Source organism: Candidatus Magnetominusculus dajiuhuensis, from assembly GCF_046044395.1.
Lineage (GTDB): Bacteria > Nitrospirota > Thermodesulfovibrionia > Thermodesulfovibrionales > Magnetobacteriaceae > Magnetominusculus > Magnetominusculus dajiuhuensis.
Genome location: NZ_JBJUSG010000089.1, coordinates 1 through 15,657 on the forward strand (window position 1 = coordinate 1; position 15,657 = coordinate 15,657).

Consider the following 15,657-nt stretch of genomic DNA (forward strand, 5'->3'; position numbering starts at 1 on the left):
GATTATACTATACATACTACCAGTATCGTTCTTGCCTTCACCGAGAATCGCTGAAAGATTGCCCTATCGGTTGCATAGACATATAAAAAAGGTGTATACTACCGCATAGGGGTTTCGTGTCCCTGCGAGTTAATGGACTTGTAAAATACTACAGAGGAGAGGTGAATGCGCCATGTCAGAAAAAGACAACAGTAAGATTACCGTTACCGTAGAGCCGCAGTACAAGGACAGAGTTGCAAAATTTCTAAACAGCCGTAACAGAGATGTTGCTGAGATGAAGGAAGAGATAGGCAAAGGCGATTATCCATCCGTTAAGATGACAGGCGGGATGATAAAAAAAGCCGCCGCCGCGATTGGACTTACGACATTCAAGGAAATGGGTGAGGCCATAGAAACCGCAGCCAACCTCAAAGACTCCGCTAAGATGAAGATTCTCATAGAGGAGCTTGCCGACTACCTTGCGCGCGTTGAAATAGTGTAGTCATAGTTGGGTGTTTTTTTAGAATTGAAGATAACGGGGGTCGCGGATATGGCCCGGCAGCAGCGGCCTTGAAACGTAGGGGGTTCCCTTGCGCTGTCTCTGTCAGAGTTGTGGCCACTTTCAGATGACACGGCGGCTATCAGGGTATTGGAGGCGGTGGCGAGCGTAAAACGCGGCAAAACGCCGCCGGGAATATATATTATAAAAATAAATCCAAAATAATAATTTAATGGTTTGACATTAACAAAACCTTTTTGTTATTATAACAGTCCGGTGCTGGTGAAGGTCGAACCTGAACGCAACCAGGGTCGGGCTTGGGCGAAGATAGGGTCAAACCTAAACGAAGCAAGGGCCAGTGCGTAACGCGGGGTGGAGCAGCTCGGTAGCTCGTCGGGCTCATAACCCGAAGGTCGGTGGTTCAAATCCACCCCCCGCCACCAACCCATCGTTTTCTTTTATATACGCCGGTGGGAAATAGCCGACCACATTCAGAAAATCATTGTGGCAGTTCACCTATGTTGAGCATACCATCAGGAGCTTAGCACCCTGCCGATTGATGCTATCAGTTGTTCCTCCTCACCTCACGGTTTGGAGTTAGCGGGTTGCTTTGTCATCCGGGCTTCAAACAGTAGCGTTACCACCTCTGCTTGCCGAACTAAGCTACCGGTTACGGAAAATCAGTGTCAAGTCAAACTTTTTATGCATTTTACCTCTGAAATATTTAATATTGATACGGCATAAAATTAGCGTAAAAAGAGCCACCGGGTCTGTCAGATAAACCGTGTCAAGCGTTTTTGGCCTTAAATATCTTTTTCCAATCCCCGTAAACCATATTCTTATAGGCCGTTCTGTCATATTTGCCGGTCTTATCCCATTCAAACCATTTGTTGACCGGGGCAGAGAAACCACGCTTGTCAGTGCGAAGGATTATCTCTTTGGGCACAATTTTTTTTGCTATCTCCTTGAGCGCCCATTTTGTCACCCCGTCTTTTATCTTATACTTAGACGGCATGGAAAACCCGTATTGTACCAGCCGGTAATCCAGAAAGGGCGAGCGGTTCTCTATGCTGAATGCCATTGACAGGCGGTCAGACATCTGCAAGAGTACCTGCATGGTGGAATAAAAATCGTTCAGCCCCATGGCGTGGACTATGTCGCCGTTTACCTTATCAAAATAGTAGCCGATGCTTTCACTAAGATAGGCGTTTACGGACTTGTCAAACTGGTTTTCGCACCGGTTTACGAGTTTGGCGTATCTCTCCGCCGGACTTCCATAGTACTTGTTTATCAGGTATGAGTATTTATTGAGCGCCTCTACGTGTTTAATCTGCTCGTCGTGGTAGAGCAGCAGGTATCTGTAGTAGCCAGAGAAAGTCTCATCCGCCCCGTCTCCGGTCATCACAACCTTTATATCCTTACACGCCCTCTCAAGCAGCATCCACAACGAAAAGCTCGTCCATGTACACGGTGTGTCCAGATGAAAGGCGACGGCCTCTTTCGTGCGAATAAAATCCTCTTTGCCGGGCCTTATAACCACCAACTCCTTTTTTAATTTGGAGGCAACGAGTTTTGCATAGTCAAGCTCATCAAAGTCGTCGTAGTCGTAGTGGACGGTATACAGGTAATCCGGCCTGGCGATGCACGCGGTTATGGCGCTGTCCAGCCCGCCGCTTATAAAACAGCCAAACTGGTGGACACAGTTCTTTGTCCTCAGATAAATCGCGTCCTCAACGAGGTCGTGGAGGTCTTTGAGGATTCGTTTCCTATCGTCAGGGATTTCAATCAGATTATTCCATAGCTTCCAGTACTCGTGCTTTGTGAAACTATTGGCGTTTGCATTTATGTATTCCCCCGGCTCAAGGCTCAAAATATTCTTAAACAGTGTCTCGCTGCCGACTGTAAACTCATATGCGTTATATGAAATCGCCTCAGCGTTGAACTCGGCGGGCAGCACCTTAAGCAGCGCTTTCATCTCGCTGGCAAATGCAAAAAAGTCCTTCCCGCGCGCATAGTACATGGGCTTCTCGCCGGTCTTGTCTCTGACGATGCAGAGGGTTTTCTCCACCGCGTCATAAATGGCGAAGGCGTACATGCCGTTGTAGTCATTGAAAGATTCTACGCCCTTATCTATGTAATTGTAGAGGGCGGTCTCGGCGTCCGAGTCTGTCTTAAAGTCGTACTTTGACAGCAGTGAGCCTCGTATCGTGTCATGGTTGTATATCTCGCCGTTATAGACAACGGCAAATCTGGCGCTGCTGTCTTCGTAGGGGATGTCATGGGTATGTTTATCTATGATACTAAGGCGCACCATGCCAATGGCGACGCCATCCCATGCCTTAATTGCATATTGGTCAGGCCCCCTGTACTTCATAACGTCAAGCATAGAGGCGACTATCTTTTTTACATCGTAGTCTCTGTTGTCCGAGATGAAGCCGGCAATGCCGCACATGCTATATCAAACCCGGCCTGCCGTCCCCAACGGCGTGATATATCGTGGAATGAGAAAACTCAAAATCCTTGAACAGGGGAACGTTGTCAATTACCACCGCGGCATTAAATATCCCGATACGCATGGCATCTGCCTGTGAGATGCACTTAAACTTATTATGGTCTGTCATAACAAAGAGGGCGTCGCTTTTGAGGCCGTCTGTTAGTATATCTGTTGCCCGGCTGAACGGGAAAATACCGGCAAGGGCCGCCTCGCCGTAAAATGGGTCGTCAACATAGACCACAACACCCAGCCTGTTGAGGTATTCGCCAAGTATTACCGAAGGGGAAAGCTCAATGGTCTTCTGGTTGCCCCTGGTGGTCAGGCCAAGTATGGTTGCCGATTTACAACCCTTGTTGACTATGGATTCGGCATAGTGCAAAATCATGCTCAGGTTGTTGTTGTGCACCTCTTTAATCAATGACAGCATGTGCGGGTTGCCGCTACCGTCGAGGATGTTTTTGACCGACGAAAACATCTTATATCCACCGGCACCTATGCCGAGGTGCGCTTCGTTCAATGTCACGCCGTCCATGAGGTGGCGTGCCATTGCCCTTATGTTTACATCCGGGTAGGCAATGGCCAACTGGTTTGTAAATACGTCAGCGGCGTACTGAAGGGTGTTTTTGGCGTTTTCGTAAACCTCCGCCTCCTTGATATTTGAAAGTGTCTTATATTTAACCCCTAGTATATCGTAAATCAGCCGTGCCTTATTCAGGGATTTCTCGTTTTTAGCGGCAATTACCCTTGTCCTGTCATTATAAAAATATTCCTCGACAGTCCAATCATCCCGAAATGCCGATGCAAAGCCGCAGTTGACAGCGTGGGCTGCCACCACCAGGACGTCAATGAATTGCCTGTCTATCATGCCGGGGACACCCGCCGACTGGAAGATTACCAGCGCATTGTCCAACCTTTCCTTATGTTCAATAAATATATCAGCGAGTTCTTTTAACGCGCTCCTTCCATCTCTGTCCACGGGAGGAAAGGCGAGGAAATGCACATTGGCGTCAAACATAGAGTCTATTGGGACGATACTGGCCTTTGAGCTGTCTATCGCGGGGACATGGGCGTTTGACGACCATGAATAGAGTTGTTCACTGTTAGGTGTAAAATCCCCTTTCATATCAAGTCCTGTTTGCGTTATGTCGAAGATCCTTACCTTAAACCCCTTCGACTGCAATTTGATGGTCTTCGTATAACCCAGATATCCTATGCCCCAAACTGATATGAGCTTGTTGGCAAGCAAGGCCTCTTTAAACTTATCCATTTGTTCAGCTCCCCACGAGTTCGTTTATATTTGTTATAACATACCGGACATCTTCGTCTGTCATTGAGGGAAACATCGGGAGGGACAAGACCCGTGGGAAGACCCCCTCGGCCACCGGAAATTGTCCTGAGCCAGTACGGCCTTTATAGTGGCTGTGCATGTGCAGCGGCCTGAAGTGTACACTTGTGCCGATATTTCTGTCCCTGAGCGCGGTTATCAGCGTGTCTCTGTTGATAGAGGCAGGGATTAGAACGGGAAACAGGTGGTAAGTATGTAAGTGTTCACCTGTGTCGCTTATACCGGGGACTAATGAAATCCCGGCGCTGAGGCCATCCTTATAGCTCCGGGCAATTGCCCTTCTTCTTTCGTTCATAACATCAAGTTTCCTTAGCTGAACGAGGCCAACTGCGGCGTGTATAGAGTCAAGGTTGCACTTATAGCCAATGCCCTCAATGTCATAGAACCATGTGCCGCGCTTTTCGTATCTCTTAAAGGCGTCCTTGTTAATGCCAAAGTAGCTTAGTTTCCTGATTTCCTCTATCAACCGCTCATCTTTAGAGGCCACAAGTCCTCCTTCGCCCATTGCAAGGTTCTTAGTAGCGTAAAAACTAAAGACAGTGGCGGTAGAGAAATTCCCGATTTTTTGTCCTTTATATTTAGTGCCGACGGCGTGGGCGGCGTCTTCAATGACATATATGCCATATTTTTCAGAGAGCCTTGCGATGGCGTCCATATCACACGGGTAACCGGCCATATGAACCGGCATGATGGCCTTCGTGTTTTTGGTTATCAGTCTTTCGGCCATCTGCACATCTATGTTTAATGTGTCCTCCTCAATGTCACAGAGCACCGGTACTGCCCCCGCCCACTCTACCACATGCGCGGTTGCGGCAAATGTCCACGTAGGGACGATTACCTCATCGCCCGCGCCTATGCCAAGTGCAAGCAGCGAAAGGTAAAGCCCCGAAGTGCATGAGTTAAGGGCGACGGTATATATACTGCCGCTTTCGTTAATGTAGGCGGCAAACTCACGCTCAAACTCCGCTACCTTCGGCCCGGTTGTCCAATAGCCGGAGTTCAGCACCTCAGTTACCGCGGCGATCTCCTCATGGCCAACAGAGGGACGCGCAAGGGGCAGGAAGTCCGCCCGCGTCACTTTTCGATGACCTCCCCTGTTCCCTGGGTCCCCATTTCAGGATACCATGAGTCACACTTGCCGCATACAGGGTCGGTGAGTTCAAGGCGCTCATGCTGCCCCCTGAGGTTTTCATACACCGCGTTTGTCCAGATTTCCTTAATCGTGTGCGTCTTTATATCTCCAAGCGGGTTGCCGTTCCAGTCGTGGTTACACCTGCCGACGTTTCCATCGTCGTAAATAAGCATTTCATATGAGGGCATCACACAGGGTTTACGTGTCTCTCTTGGGTTATTGATAGCGCCGAACACACCGTCTTTTGAGTGCTCCTCATAGACCCTCACACGGTCAACACGGTCTTTCCATATCTCCTTAAACACGGCGACATTCTCCTCTGGCGTGTACTGAGTTTTAACCATCGAGGCCTGTGTCTTTACCCTACCTTTGTTAAATTCGAGGAATTTCAATATCTTCTTTTCAACGTCTTCATACTTTGCCGGCACGCGAGTTTGGTTATACGCGGCGGGGGCGTCGAGGCTGAATGAGATAAACGTAATGGCGTTGGTAATGGCCTCGAACTTCTCCTCGGTCAGCAGAGTAGAGTTTGTGGCAATTTGTACCTCTTTAAACTTGCCTGCAACTATATTTAAAATCTCTGTAAAGTTGCGGTGAAGCAGGGATTCGCCCCTTCTGTGGAGGACTATGATGGTCTCGGGATATTGTTTTGCCTCGTCTATAATTTTTTTGAACAGCTCAAGGGCCATAAACCCGCTGAGGTCGGACAAATGGCGGCGCGGGCAATAGACGCAGCGCAGGTTGCAGTTGCTGACAAGCTCTATCTCCAGTCTTTTAGGGAAAATCAAGTCCATATTATAGTTTTTGGCATCTCTCCATTTTTAGGATATCTTTATTATACAACAATGCGTCGAATATGTCCTGTGAAGTGAAATCGTATCTCTTTCCTAAAACGGCCACTACCCTGTTACAAATCTCAAGGTCGCCAGGATAATCCACCGTGAGGACGAGGGCGCTTAGCGGCGTCGGCCTCAGGTTGAAGTCTATGAGTTTTATCTTAAATTTATTTTCGGCTTTTTTGATATATGGGGTTACGTGTTCAAGGCAATCGCGGTCTGCCGTATTGTTTAACGCCGCCTTCAGGGCGATGTCTCTGATTACCTCAGAGTCCAGGCCGGCGATGCACCTGTCTTTAACCGGCGCAACATAGTCAATGCCAGTCTTTTCGAGCATCTTAAACATTTCGTCTATGACAGAGGTATCTACAAACGGGGAATCACCACAAACGCGGCAAATAATACCAGCGCCATAGAACTCCGCGGCCCTGACATATCTTTCAAGCACATTGTCAAGGCTGCCGCGAAACACGGGTATCCCCCCGGAGCGGCAGTATTCATAGAGCTGGTCGTCGGTCTTGTCGCCTGATGTGGCAACGGCGGTGATACCGGCCTCTTTAGAGTTCAGACACCGCTCATAGACAAAGCGAATCAGCGGTGCTCCCGCCAAATCACTCATCATTTTTCCCGGAAACCGCGACGACGACATCCGCCCCTGAATAATAATGGCCTTTTTCATAAGCGAATATAACATTTTTCCCCATTTGAGGACAAATAAACTTTTTAATAGAAACAGCCGATATAGATATCATGAACAGGATTAGTCGGCATGGTTTTTGCTACAACAACTATATGAAGTATACAAATATGAATAAGTTGTATATCCGGAGGAGGCTGCCATGTTAAAGCTATTACACCAGAAGAGTTTGAAAGAAGCAATGGTTGTATGCCTGGAAACAGAGGACCTCTATTTCTCGCATCCCCTTAATGAGAGGATTAAAGTTGTCTTGTACATTTATAACTTGTGCAATAAATCAAAGCACCTGTATTAAAAGCGCCACACGCGGCGGCGGCATATGAATGGGCAGGCGTATGAACTGCCCACGCGGGGCGCTGTTTAATATATTTCCGCCATATAGCGAGTTTCTGCCGTAATGATTATCACGGTAACATTAAACCCTTCACAGGACAAGACGCTGCGGGTTGACGGGCTGAGGCTGGATTCCATCTGCCGTGCTGATATTTTAAGAATCACCGCCGGAGGCAAGGGGATAAATGTCTGCCGGGCTATAAAAAGGCTTGGAGGCGATACCATTGCCCTGACGCTGTTAGGCGGGGCAACGGGTGGGCTAATTGCCTCGCTACTGAAAAACGAGGGGATTTCATTTCAGTACACACCTATTACGGGGGAGTCCCGAACCTGCCTTTCGCTTATTGATTCCCTGAAAAAAACTGAGACGATAATCAACGAAAACGGGCCATCTGTAACCGTGCCGGAGCAACAGAGTTTTAAATCAATGTACGGCGGGGCAATAGGAAAAGGAGATATTATAGTCATATCCGGCAGTGCCGCAGCGGGGATTGACAGTGCGATTTTCCCTGGGCTTATCGAGACTGCCCATCAAAGGGGAGCGGCAACGATACTTGACGCAAGCGGCGAGTTTTTGGCTGCCGGAGTTAAGGCCATCCCAAACGTATTAAAGATAAACAAGCAGGAACTTGCCCACCTCGCAGGCAAACCGCTAAACAGCCGTGCCGCGGTGATAGAAGAGATGAAAAATCTTACGGCACTGGGTATTGGGCGGGTGATAATAACAGACGGGGGGCACAGGACGCTCGCGCTCTCAGGTGGTGAGGGGTGGCAGGTAACGCCGCCGCGTGTGGAGCCTCTAAGCACGCTTGGCTCAGGGGACTGCGTAAGCGCAGCCCTTGCGATGGGGATGGAACGTGATATACCGTTTGAAGCCGCCCTCGTTGAGGCAGTGGCGGCGGGGGCGCAAAACACCCAGTCATACGGGGCCGGGATTATTGACAAAGAAGGCGTAATAAAGCTGTCGTCATTGACCATGATTAAGCGCGTATATTAATTGGGCGGTGGGACTTAAATGTTTGATGATGCAATAATCAGGGGGCTTGAAAATAGAGGAGTATCTGTGATAGTATAAGACCGGCAGTGTTTTGAATTATTAAAACAGCAGATTGCGGGAGGTCGAAATGTCATATATGAGCCTTATTGAAAGCAACGCCAGGAATGCAGTAGCTATGTTGGTGCTAAACAAATTAAGACATAAATTGCTAAAGAGAGAAGGGGCTTCAGTAGCTGAGCCAGAGATTGCTCTCATTGATAAGTCTATAGAAATATATCAATCCACTACATTGACTAAGGATATGATCATTTACAGTTTTTATAGTGTTGGGAATATTGCTAAATCATCAGCCCTGGAGCTTTCTGATGCGATAGATACAGCACTCAACAGTCTGGCGGCCATGAAAAAAGATAAAGTTGATTTTATAAATAGCTTAAAAAACGTTTTAGACTGTTTACGATCAGATCAGCCGGTAACAGAAAAAGATAAGGAACTATCCTTAGATTTGATTAGACACGCTATGTATACAATTAGCTCAGGCGACAGTGCAAACAAAGACAGTATTATTAATCCGATAACCTTTTAAGAGATAAATTTAATGAACATTTTTAGAGAAATAGCTGATAGTTTTATTGATGCAGAGTTAGAGGTCATCAACAGTTTAGTATTGCAAGACCCTCAACCATGCGTGAAGGAAGTTTGTGGAATAATAAAAATATATCTTGAAAACGAAAAAAGTAATATTTTTGATGACACTGATTTAATATCAATCAAAAAACAACTCAGTTTAATATCAGAAATTATAGATTTGTTTATTATGGCTCTCCCAAATGAATCTTCGTGGTGGGTTATGCCATTGGTGAAGGAATGTTATGAGCTATGCAATCTTGATTTCACACAAAGAAAGATACTGATTATTCATTCACAAGACAGTAGTTATTATAAAGTGATTCCTGATATTACCAGCAATATCTCTAATATAGTTTATGATAATAACACAAAGATAGATATATTTATAATTCCAATAGTTGCATGCTATGATGTCTCTTCTATCTCTATTTTGGGTCATGAAGTAGGCCATATAGCATTGAATAGCATAGATATTTTTGATAAATTTGTTACAGATGAGTTTGTAAATCAATACCCTGATAATCTTGATTTGCTCGATTATGAGAAACGAAAAGAATTGAAGGAGCTTAGACAAAAGATAGCGTTGTATATAGCAGAATATGTATGTGATCATATAGGCTATAAATTGTTTGGACCTGCATTCGCGTATGCCTTGCTTAAAGAATTTTGCCCTTATATTTCTCAGCCCAAGAGTAATAGTGATAGCCATCCATCACAAGTAAGCCGCTTTTTGAACTCGTACAAAAAACTTAAGGATTATTTTTCAGAATCAGAACAAGCTAATAAAGGTTTGAACATATGTATAAAAAATATGATAGATAACATTAGCCCTCTTTTAGGTAATACATTAAAACCTCTCGACGATGAGCATCAGGATAAAATAGAGCAGTTTTCAAGTGAAGTAGCTGGAAAGATAAGTGACATGCTCACAATAACACCATCAAAACCATTAGAAGAAATATGGAAGTTAGTTGAACCAGAAATTAATGCCTTCAGACCCCCGTTTGAGAAAGTTAGCGAAAATCAACCGGAAATTATTTCTCCCATTGAAGCAGTAACGGCAACTTCGATATATTACCATGGAAAACACTACACAGAACATAACGATTTTTATAAAGTAAGCTTAAATCATAATAATAACAAAATATCAACTCTACATAATAAGTTAATAGACCATTTAAAATATGCTATCAGTTTGTATGACTTCGCCAAAGCATCGAACAAAAAATGTTGCCAATCGCTTTCTGCGGAAGATTTAACCACTACTTTATGGTCAATGAGAACTCGGGACACAGGTGGAAGTCCAAACCCATTAGTTATCACACCTTCTATTGACCCCAAAAGTCAATATAGTCCGAATTCTGTAGATTTAAGACTGGGGACCTCTTTTCTGTTAAATAAGTTAACTAATTATACTCATGTGACGCCGACAAAAGGAGACGGCAGTAATGAAATACCGTTAGAGAAGTTCTATATAAAGAAACATATACAGGTTGGAGATGATTTTATATTACATCCTCACCATTTTATATTGGCAACGACATTGGAGTATATATGTTTACCATATGATTATTATGCATTAGTACTTGGAAGATCAAGCTGGGGCCGTTTAGGCTTAACTATTGCAACTGCCACTACCGTTCATGCTGGTTTTAGAGGATGCTTAACGTTAGAGTTAAGAAATTTAGGTGAAACTCCATTGTTATTAAAAGTGGGTTTGCGAATAGCTCAATTATGTCTGATATCGGTTCAAGCGGATAAGACTAGTGCTGGTTATTATGCGTCTTCTGGTAAATATATCGGGCCTGTTTCCGCAGAAATTCCTAAAATTAGAACAGATTGCGATTGGGATATACTCGATAATTATCAAAAGAATATTGCAGGATAAGCTGTGTGTAAAGGACGAAAAAGGATACAGTCTATTTTTTTTAGCGTATCCGTAGTGTTATCACTTGTTGCATCAGTTTAAATAAACTTTCCTCGTCAAGGGCAAAACAGGCGGATGGCAACACAGGCGCGTCTTATGATTCAAAACACGGATAAGGAACTATTGATGAGCATTGTCGAAAAAATAGATACGAGTGGTGTTCGTTCCTCATAAAAATCTCACAAAACCCCAAAACAGATTGCACTTTTACGTAGAGAACTACTATAATCCCTTTTGTTATGCTTTCAAAAGTGCTTAGTGCCGCGATTGCTGGAGTAAACGCCTATCTGGTGGACGTGGAGGTTGATATTGCCTCAAAGGGGCTTCCTCATTTTTCTATCGTCGGGCTGCCAGACACAACCGTCAAAGAGAGCAAGGACAGGGTTCGCGCCGCACTGAAGAATATCGGATTTTCATTCCCGCTAAAACAGATAACCGTAAACATGGCCCCTGCCAATTTGAAAAAAGAAGGCTCGGCCTTTGATTTGCCGCTGGCGGTTGGGATTTTGGCCGCCGAGGGCGCCGTACCGGCTGCGAAACTGAAGAGCTTCCTCATCACCGGCGAACTCTCCCTTGATGGAGGTATAAAACCCACGAGGGGCTGCCTCTCAATGGCGATAGCGGCAAGGCAAGCAGGGCTTGATGGCCTGATTCTGCCATACGAAAACGCCGCCGAGGCGTCTGTCGTAGAAGGCGTAAATATATTTGGAATGAAACGCCTGACCGACGTTATTGAGTTTTTAAATAACGCCACCACCTTTAGCCCATGCGTCACTGACGTGTCGAAAGTCATGGCGGAGTCTTCTGTTTATGAGGAAGATTTTATGGATGTAAAAGGACAGGAACACGCCAAGCGTGCCCTTGAGGTCGCAGCCGCCGGAGGCCATAACATCCTGATGATAGGCCCGCCCGGCGCTGGTAAGACCATGCTGGCAAAGCGCACGGCCTCAATCCTTCCCCCGATGACCTTTGATGAGGCCATTGAGACAACCTCTATACACAGCGTTGCGGGATTCCTCAAACCCGACGTGCCGATACTGGCGAGGCGACCGTTCCGGTCACCCCATCACACTATCTCGGACATCGCCCTTATTGGTGGCGGGCAAATGCCCAGACCGGGCGAGGTCTCGTTGTCACATAACGGCGTGCTGTTTCTTGACGAGCTGCCGGAGTTCAAACGAAACGTCCTTGAAGTGCTGAGGCAGCCCATCGAAAACGCGGAGGTGACAATCTCAAGGGCAGCGGCCACAATAAACTATCCCGCGTCGTTTATGCTCATAGCGGCCATGAACCCATGCCCCTGTGGTTATTCAGGTGACAGCCGACGCCCCTGCATCTGCTCCCCTTCACATATTCACAGATACCGGAGCCGTGTCTCAGGCCCTCTGCTTGACCGCATAGACATACATGTTGACGTCCCTAACGTGCCGTATAAGGAACTATCAAGCAGCACATGCGGCGAGGCGTCCTCAAACATTCGGGAGCGCGTCAACAGGGCAAGACATCGCCAGACTGAGCGATTCAAAAAGGATAAGATTTACTCAAACGGCCAGATGAGGACCAGGCACATAAAGAAATACTGCGCACTGACGCCCGACGCACAACGTATCTTTGATTTGGCAATGGAGCGCCTTGGGCTTTCCGCGCGCGCCTATTCAAGAATATTAAAAGTCTCAAGGACAATCGCTGACCTTGATGACAGCGACACCATCACCCAACGGCACATCTCCGAGGCCATCCAGTACAGAACCCTTGACAGGGTGGCGTTTTAAATGTTTAGCCGGAGTACCGAAGCCGCCAACGGGCGGCAGCCCAAACGCAATAAACAAAACGTTGGCCAATTTACGGGTGAAGGGGGGTTACCCCCCTTCGTCTTTAATCCTTAGGCTGTTATGACAAAAGATAAATCCAAAAATAACCCTGCACCCAGTCCCCCATCCATAAATCTTACCAAACAGCGCGCCGCCGTTGCGGTAATGTTTCTCTTCTTCGCCGCTATCCTTTTCACGTTTATGCTTAAAGAGCCATATCATTATGACACGGTGCTGTATATGAAGACCGTGGATACGTTTAAAGATTCCTCTAAGCTGCAGTGTTTCTTTGACGCCCGGTGTCTTACCGGTTATACGCTTGTTCCATTGGGCATAATACTGGGAAAACTTACGCTGCCCGTAACAATGGGGCTTTGCGCGCTCATCAGCCTATTCTTTTATTACCTGTGGATAAAAGAACTCGCGGGATTTAGGCCAGCGTTCATCTCAACGCTATTTTTATTCATCACCCCCGCCGCCCTGATGACTATTACGCATCTCAAGGAGGATTTTATCGGCCTTATGTACCTGTCCGCCGCCTTGTGGCTTGCCGGTAGGTACCGCCACGCGTACTGTAAATATATCTCCGGCGTTGTGCTGGGCCTTGCTATACTTTCTAAGGATACGATAACCCTGTTTCTGCCATTTTTCGCGTTTTTCGCTTATATGAGCGCGATTGATGTCAAAGACAACTGGACTGATATATTAAAAAAAGTGAACCTGAAAAAGGGGCTTATACGCGTGGGGATAATCATGGGCGCGGCCCTCGCCGTATCTCTGATAATCGACAGCTCACATTTTATTGGCCTGATTCGCAAGACCAAATCCCCATATGACGGGCAGTTTATGGGCGTGTTTTCTGCGCTCTTCCCTATGGGTGTTGCGTTTTGGAGATATGGTGTAGGCAATTTTTTATTTGTCGGGCAGTTTATCGGCCTTGCCGCACCCTTTTTGGTGAAGGACAGGACGAAAAGGCTCATATATCTGGCGTTTGCCGTCCAGTTTTTAGCGATTTCGGATTTCTACTGCAATATCACCGTCGTAAAGTACAGGCATTTTCTGTGGCAGGGGTTTATGTCCTTTCCGCTTATGATTGTGGTAATTGATGAGATATTAAAAAGATATAAAATAAAAGAATCTATCTCCAACGTATTAATCTATGGCACAGCGATTATTATTTCAGCCGTGCTGTTTATGGGCGTTTATCCGGCGCTTTCGTTTCACACGAGGTATAACCCCGTTGCTGATTTCTTTAAAAACTCCGGCATTGCAAAAGATAACGCGACGGTCTTAGGGATGGACAACTGTGTGTTCCCACCATATTTCATGGGGTTGCAGTGCGGCGTCCACCCGCTAAACCCGTCAGAGGCGGCAGCCCGTGAGTACGCCAACGGGGTTTTATCAAGCCTGCAAGGTGGGAGAGCAATATATCTGCTGCCGGATTTTTTCTCTTATGACAGAACCGGTACGCTGCGCGCGGTGTTTTCAAAATACTTTACAGGGCGCGTGGTTTACAGAAACTGGTTCATTGATTTTCACGCGATGGACTATGGCTACTCCCCCGGCGAACTGAAAGACAATCTTCTGAGCCAGTACCCGCCCGGCACATGTGCCATTCAATATGAAAAGACAGGAGATGACACTATACTTACAGGCAAGGCCGAAAACGTACCGGTTGAAATATACACGTATAAGCTGCAATGCGGGGACAACGTAAATAGCCTCAACGCCGCCGTAATAAAGGGGCGGGCATTTACGGGGCTTGAAGTGGAAGGAATAATTCAACTGCTGCCCAAAAAAAATATTTGATAGTCCTTCATTTATTTCCATTTCAAATATGGCTCAGAGCCTCTCTGTAAAAATGAACGCGGTCTATGCTATATTCAGACAGTGCGTTTATTAAATGCATAGAGACGGTGATTTTTTTGGAAACAGGACAAAGGGCTGGATAAGGTGAATGTCTCGTTGAAGATATGTACGTTTAACGTTAACTCAATAAGGGCAAGGCTGGGGCTGCTGTTGGATTGGCTGAGGCATCGCGGGGACGATATAGATGTCCTCTGTCTTCAGGAACTCAAGACGGTGGACGAGGGGTTTCCAATTAGTGAATTTCAGGCCCTCGGCTACCACTGTGAACTCTTCGGGCAGAAGGCATTTAACGGTGTTGCGATATGCTCCCGACTGCCAATCGTCTCCGTTACAAAGGGCCTTGACTCAGGCGACGAATGGGACAAACAGAGGCGCGTCATGCAGGTGCGCCTTGGTGGTGCTGCAGACGGCATTACCGTGGTAAACGTCTATGCCCCACACGGCGGTGAAAGGGGGTCTGAGAAGTTTAATTATAAATTGCGGTGGTATGAAAAATTTCAATCATATCTCGGCACCATCGCACATGATACGGCCTTTGTCGTCGGGGATTTTAACGTGGCACGCTATGACACAGACGTATATGACGCCGTTGCGTTAAAGGATACAATCGCAACGATGCCCGAGGAGCGCGGTGCCTTTGAGGGCGTCATTGACTGCGGTTTTACGGATATCTACGGCCATTGCCACCCGGGCAAAAGGCAATACACATGGTGGGCATACGGGGCAGCCATATGGAAAGACCAGGGCATGAGGATTGACTACGCGCTGGCGTCGGCACAGGCCCTGAAAATAACGAAAGACATCGGTGTTGACCTCTGGCCCCGCAGAAAAAAGGCGCCCACCCCGTCTGACCACGCGCCCCTGATTGTGGAGTTATAATAAAATGCAGTCATAAGGGGTTGTCATGGCGGGAAAGTATCCTGTCCCTTTATTAAGGGGCTTAGGCCCTCGGGAGCGACGCTTAGCCATAGGACACGCCTTTGAGGTTTTCCACATCCGTTAACCATCCATTGAAGATAAGGCACTTTTCACGAATTATGTTCAGGCCAATTGCTTTGTAAGCGTCAAGAAAACCCCATCTTTACAGTGGGGGTAGCAGATGTCATAA

At 46.6% G+C, this 15,657-nt stretch carries 13 protein-coding genes and 1 tRNA gene; 8 read left to right on the forward strand and 6 right to left on the reverse strand.

What is annotated here, in order from left to right; translation table 11 throughout:
* The first annotated feature begins 172 nt into the window (after positions 1-172).
* Positions 173-481: a hypothetical protein gene (locus AB7D94_RS12035; protein WP_420266131.1), complete on the forward strand. Its 309-nt coding sequence runs from the start codon at positions 173-175 to the stop codon at positions 479-481.
* On the opposite strand, the gene AB7D94_RS12040 is transcribed toward AB7D94_RS12035, so the two are convergent.
* Positions 454-660 (reverse strand): hypothetical protein, encoded by a 207-nt coding sequence (locus tag AB7D94_RS12040; RefSeq protein WP_420266132.1) that lies wholly within the window; start codon positions 658-660, stop codon positions 454-456. The genes AB7D94_RS12035 and AB7D94_RS12040 overlap by 28 nt on opposite strands.
* Before the next feature lie 184 nt (positions 661-844).
* On the opposite strand from AB7D94_RS12040, the gene AB7D94_RS12045 reads away from it, so the two are divergent.
* Positions 845-921, forward strand: a tRNA-Met gene (locus tag AB7D94_RS12045).
* 344 nt (positions 922-1,265) lie between these two features.
* On the opposite strand, the gene asnB is transcribed toward AB7D94_RS12045, so the two are convergent.
* From asnB to AB7D94_RS12070, 5 genes are read right to left on the reverse strand one after another with little or no spacing between them, the layout of a single operon-like run.
* Complete coding sequence (gene asnB / locus AB7D94_RS12050) at positions 1,266-2,930, reverse strand: asparagine synthase (glutamine-hydrolyzing) (protein ID WP_420266133.1); 1,665 nt, start codon at positions 2,928-2,930, stop codon at positions 1,266-1,268.
* A gap of 1 nt (position 2,931) precedes the next feature.
* Positions 2,932-4,239, reverse strand: coding sequence for a UDP binding domain-containing protein (locus AB7D94_RS12055; protein ID WP_420266134.1), 1,308 nt, complete (start codon positions 4,237-4,239; stop codon positions 2,932-2,934).
* A gap of 4 nt (positions 4,240-4,243) precedes the next feature.
* Positions 4,244-5,395, reverse strand: a complete 1,152-nt coding sequence (locus AB7D94_RS12060) for a DegT/DnrJ/EryC1/StrS family aminotransferase (RefSeq protein ID WP_420266135.1) — start codon at positions 5,393-5,395, stop codon at positions 4,244-4,246.
* The gene (locus AB7D94_RS12065) at positions 5,392-6,243 is read right to left on the reverse strand and encodes a radical SAM/SPASM domain-containing protein (protein WP_420266136.1); all 852 of its coding nucleotides are present in this window, start codon (positions 6,241-6,243) and stop codon (positions 5,392-5,394) included. The genes AB7D94_RS12060 and AB7D94_RS12065 overlap by 4 nt, the downstream gene beginning before the upstream one ends.
* A 1-nt stretch (position 6,244) precedes the next feature.
* Positions 6,245-6,979: a cytidylyltransferase domain-containing protein gene (locus tag AB7D94_RS12070; RefSeq protein WP_420266137.1), complete on the reverse strand. Its 735-nt coding sequence runs from the start codon at positions 6,977-6,979 to the stop codon at positions 6,245-6,247.
* 400 nt (positions 6,980-7,379) lie between these two features.
* Here AB7D94_RS12070 and AB7D94_RS12075 point away from each other — a divergent pair, with 400 nt between their 5' ends.
* The 6 genes from AB7D94_RS12075 to xth all read left to right on the forward strand — a co-directional run bounded on the left by AB7D94_RS12075 (position 7,380) and on the right by xth (position 15,428).
* Positions 7,380-8,312 (forward strand): 1-phosphofructokinase family hexose kinase, encoded by a 933-nt coding sequence (locus AB7D94_RS12075; protein WP_420266138.1) that lies wholly within the window; start codon positions 7,380-7,382, stop codon positions 8,310-8,312.
* A gap of 136 nt (positions 8,313-8,448) precedes the next feature.
* Positions 8,449-8,898 (forward strand): hypothetical protein, encoded by a 450-nt coding sequence (locus AB7D94_RS12080; protein WP_420266139.1) that lies wholly within the window; start codon positions 8,449-8,451, stop codon positions 8,896-8,898.
* Positions 8,899-8,910: 12 nt separating this feature from the next.
* The gene (gene dcd / locus AB7D94_RS12085) at positions 8,911-10,830 is read left to right on the forward strand and encodes a dCTP deaminase (protein ID WP_420266140.1); all 1,920 of its coding nucleotides are present in this window, start codon (positions 8,911-8,913) and stop codon (positions 10,828-10,830) included.
* Between the two features lie 278 nt (positions 10,831-11,108).
* Positions 11,109-12,641, forward strand: coding sequence for a YifB family Mg chelatase-like AAA ATPase (locus tag AB7D94_RS12090; RefSeq protein ID WP_420266141.1), 1,533 nt, complete (start codon positions 11,109-11,111; stop codon positions 12,639-12,641).
* A gap of 120 nt (positions 12,642-12,761) precedes the next feature.
* A complete protein-coding gene (locus tag AB7D94_RS12095; protein ID WP_420266142.1) occupies positions 12,762-14,489 on the forward strand; it encodes a glycosyltransferase family 39 protein in 1,728 nt (575 codons plus the stop codon).
* 156 nt (positions 14,490-14,645) lie between these two features.
* Positions 14,646-15,428, forward strand: coding sequence for an exodeoxyribonuclease III (xth, locus tag AB7D94_RS12100; RefSeq protein ID WP_420266143.1), 783 nt, complete (start codon positions 14,646-14,648; stop codon positions 15,426-15,428).
* The last annotated feature ends 229 nt before the right edge of the window (positions 15,429-15,657 follow it).

Bases quoted from the DNA above. Each gene is read 5' to 3' on its own strand.
- AB7D94_RS12035 (WP_420266131.1), top strand. From the start codon at position 173: ATGTCAGAAAAAGACAACAGTAAGATTACCGTTACCGTAGAGCCGCAG.
- asnB (WP_420266133.1), bottom strand. From the start codon at position 2,930: ATGTGCGGCATTGCCGGCTTCATCTCGGACAACAGAGACTACGATGTA.
- AB7D94_RS12055 (WP_420266134.1), bottom strand. From the start codon at position 4,239: ATGGATAAGTTTAAAGAGGCCTTGCTTGCCAACAAGCTCATATCAGTT.
- AB7D94_RS12065 (WP_420266136.1), bottom strand. From the start codon at position 6,243: ATGGACTTGATTTTCCCTAAAAGACTGGAGATAGAGCTTGTCAGCAAC.
- AB7D94_RS12070 (WP_420266137.1), bottom strand. From the start codon at position 6,979: ATGTTATATTCGCTTATGAAAAAGGCCATTATTATTCAGGGGCGGATG.
- AB7D94_RS12075 (WP_420266138.1), top strand. From the start codon at position 7,380: ATGATTATCACGGTAACATTAAACCCTTCACAGGACAAGACGCTGCGG.
- AB7D94_RS12080 (WP_420266139.1), top strand. From the start codon at position 8,449: ATGAGCCTTATTGAAAGCAACGCCAGGAATGCAGTAGCTATGTTGGTG.
- dcd (WP_420266140.1), top strand. From the start codon at position 8,911: ATGAACATTTTTAGAGAAATAGCTGATAGTTTTATTGATGCAGAGTTA.
- AB7D94_RS12090 (WP_420266141.1), top strand. From the start codon at position 11,109: ATGCTTTCAAAAGTGCTTAGTGCCGCGATTGCTGGAGTAAACGCCTAT.
- AB7D94_RS12095 (WP_420266142.1), top strand. From the start codon at position 12,762: ATGACAAAAGATAAATCCAAAAATAACCCTGCACCCAGTCCCCCATCC.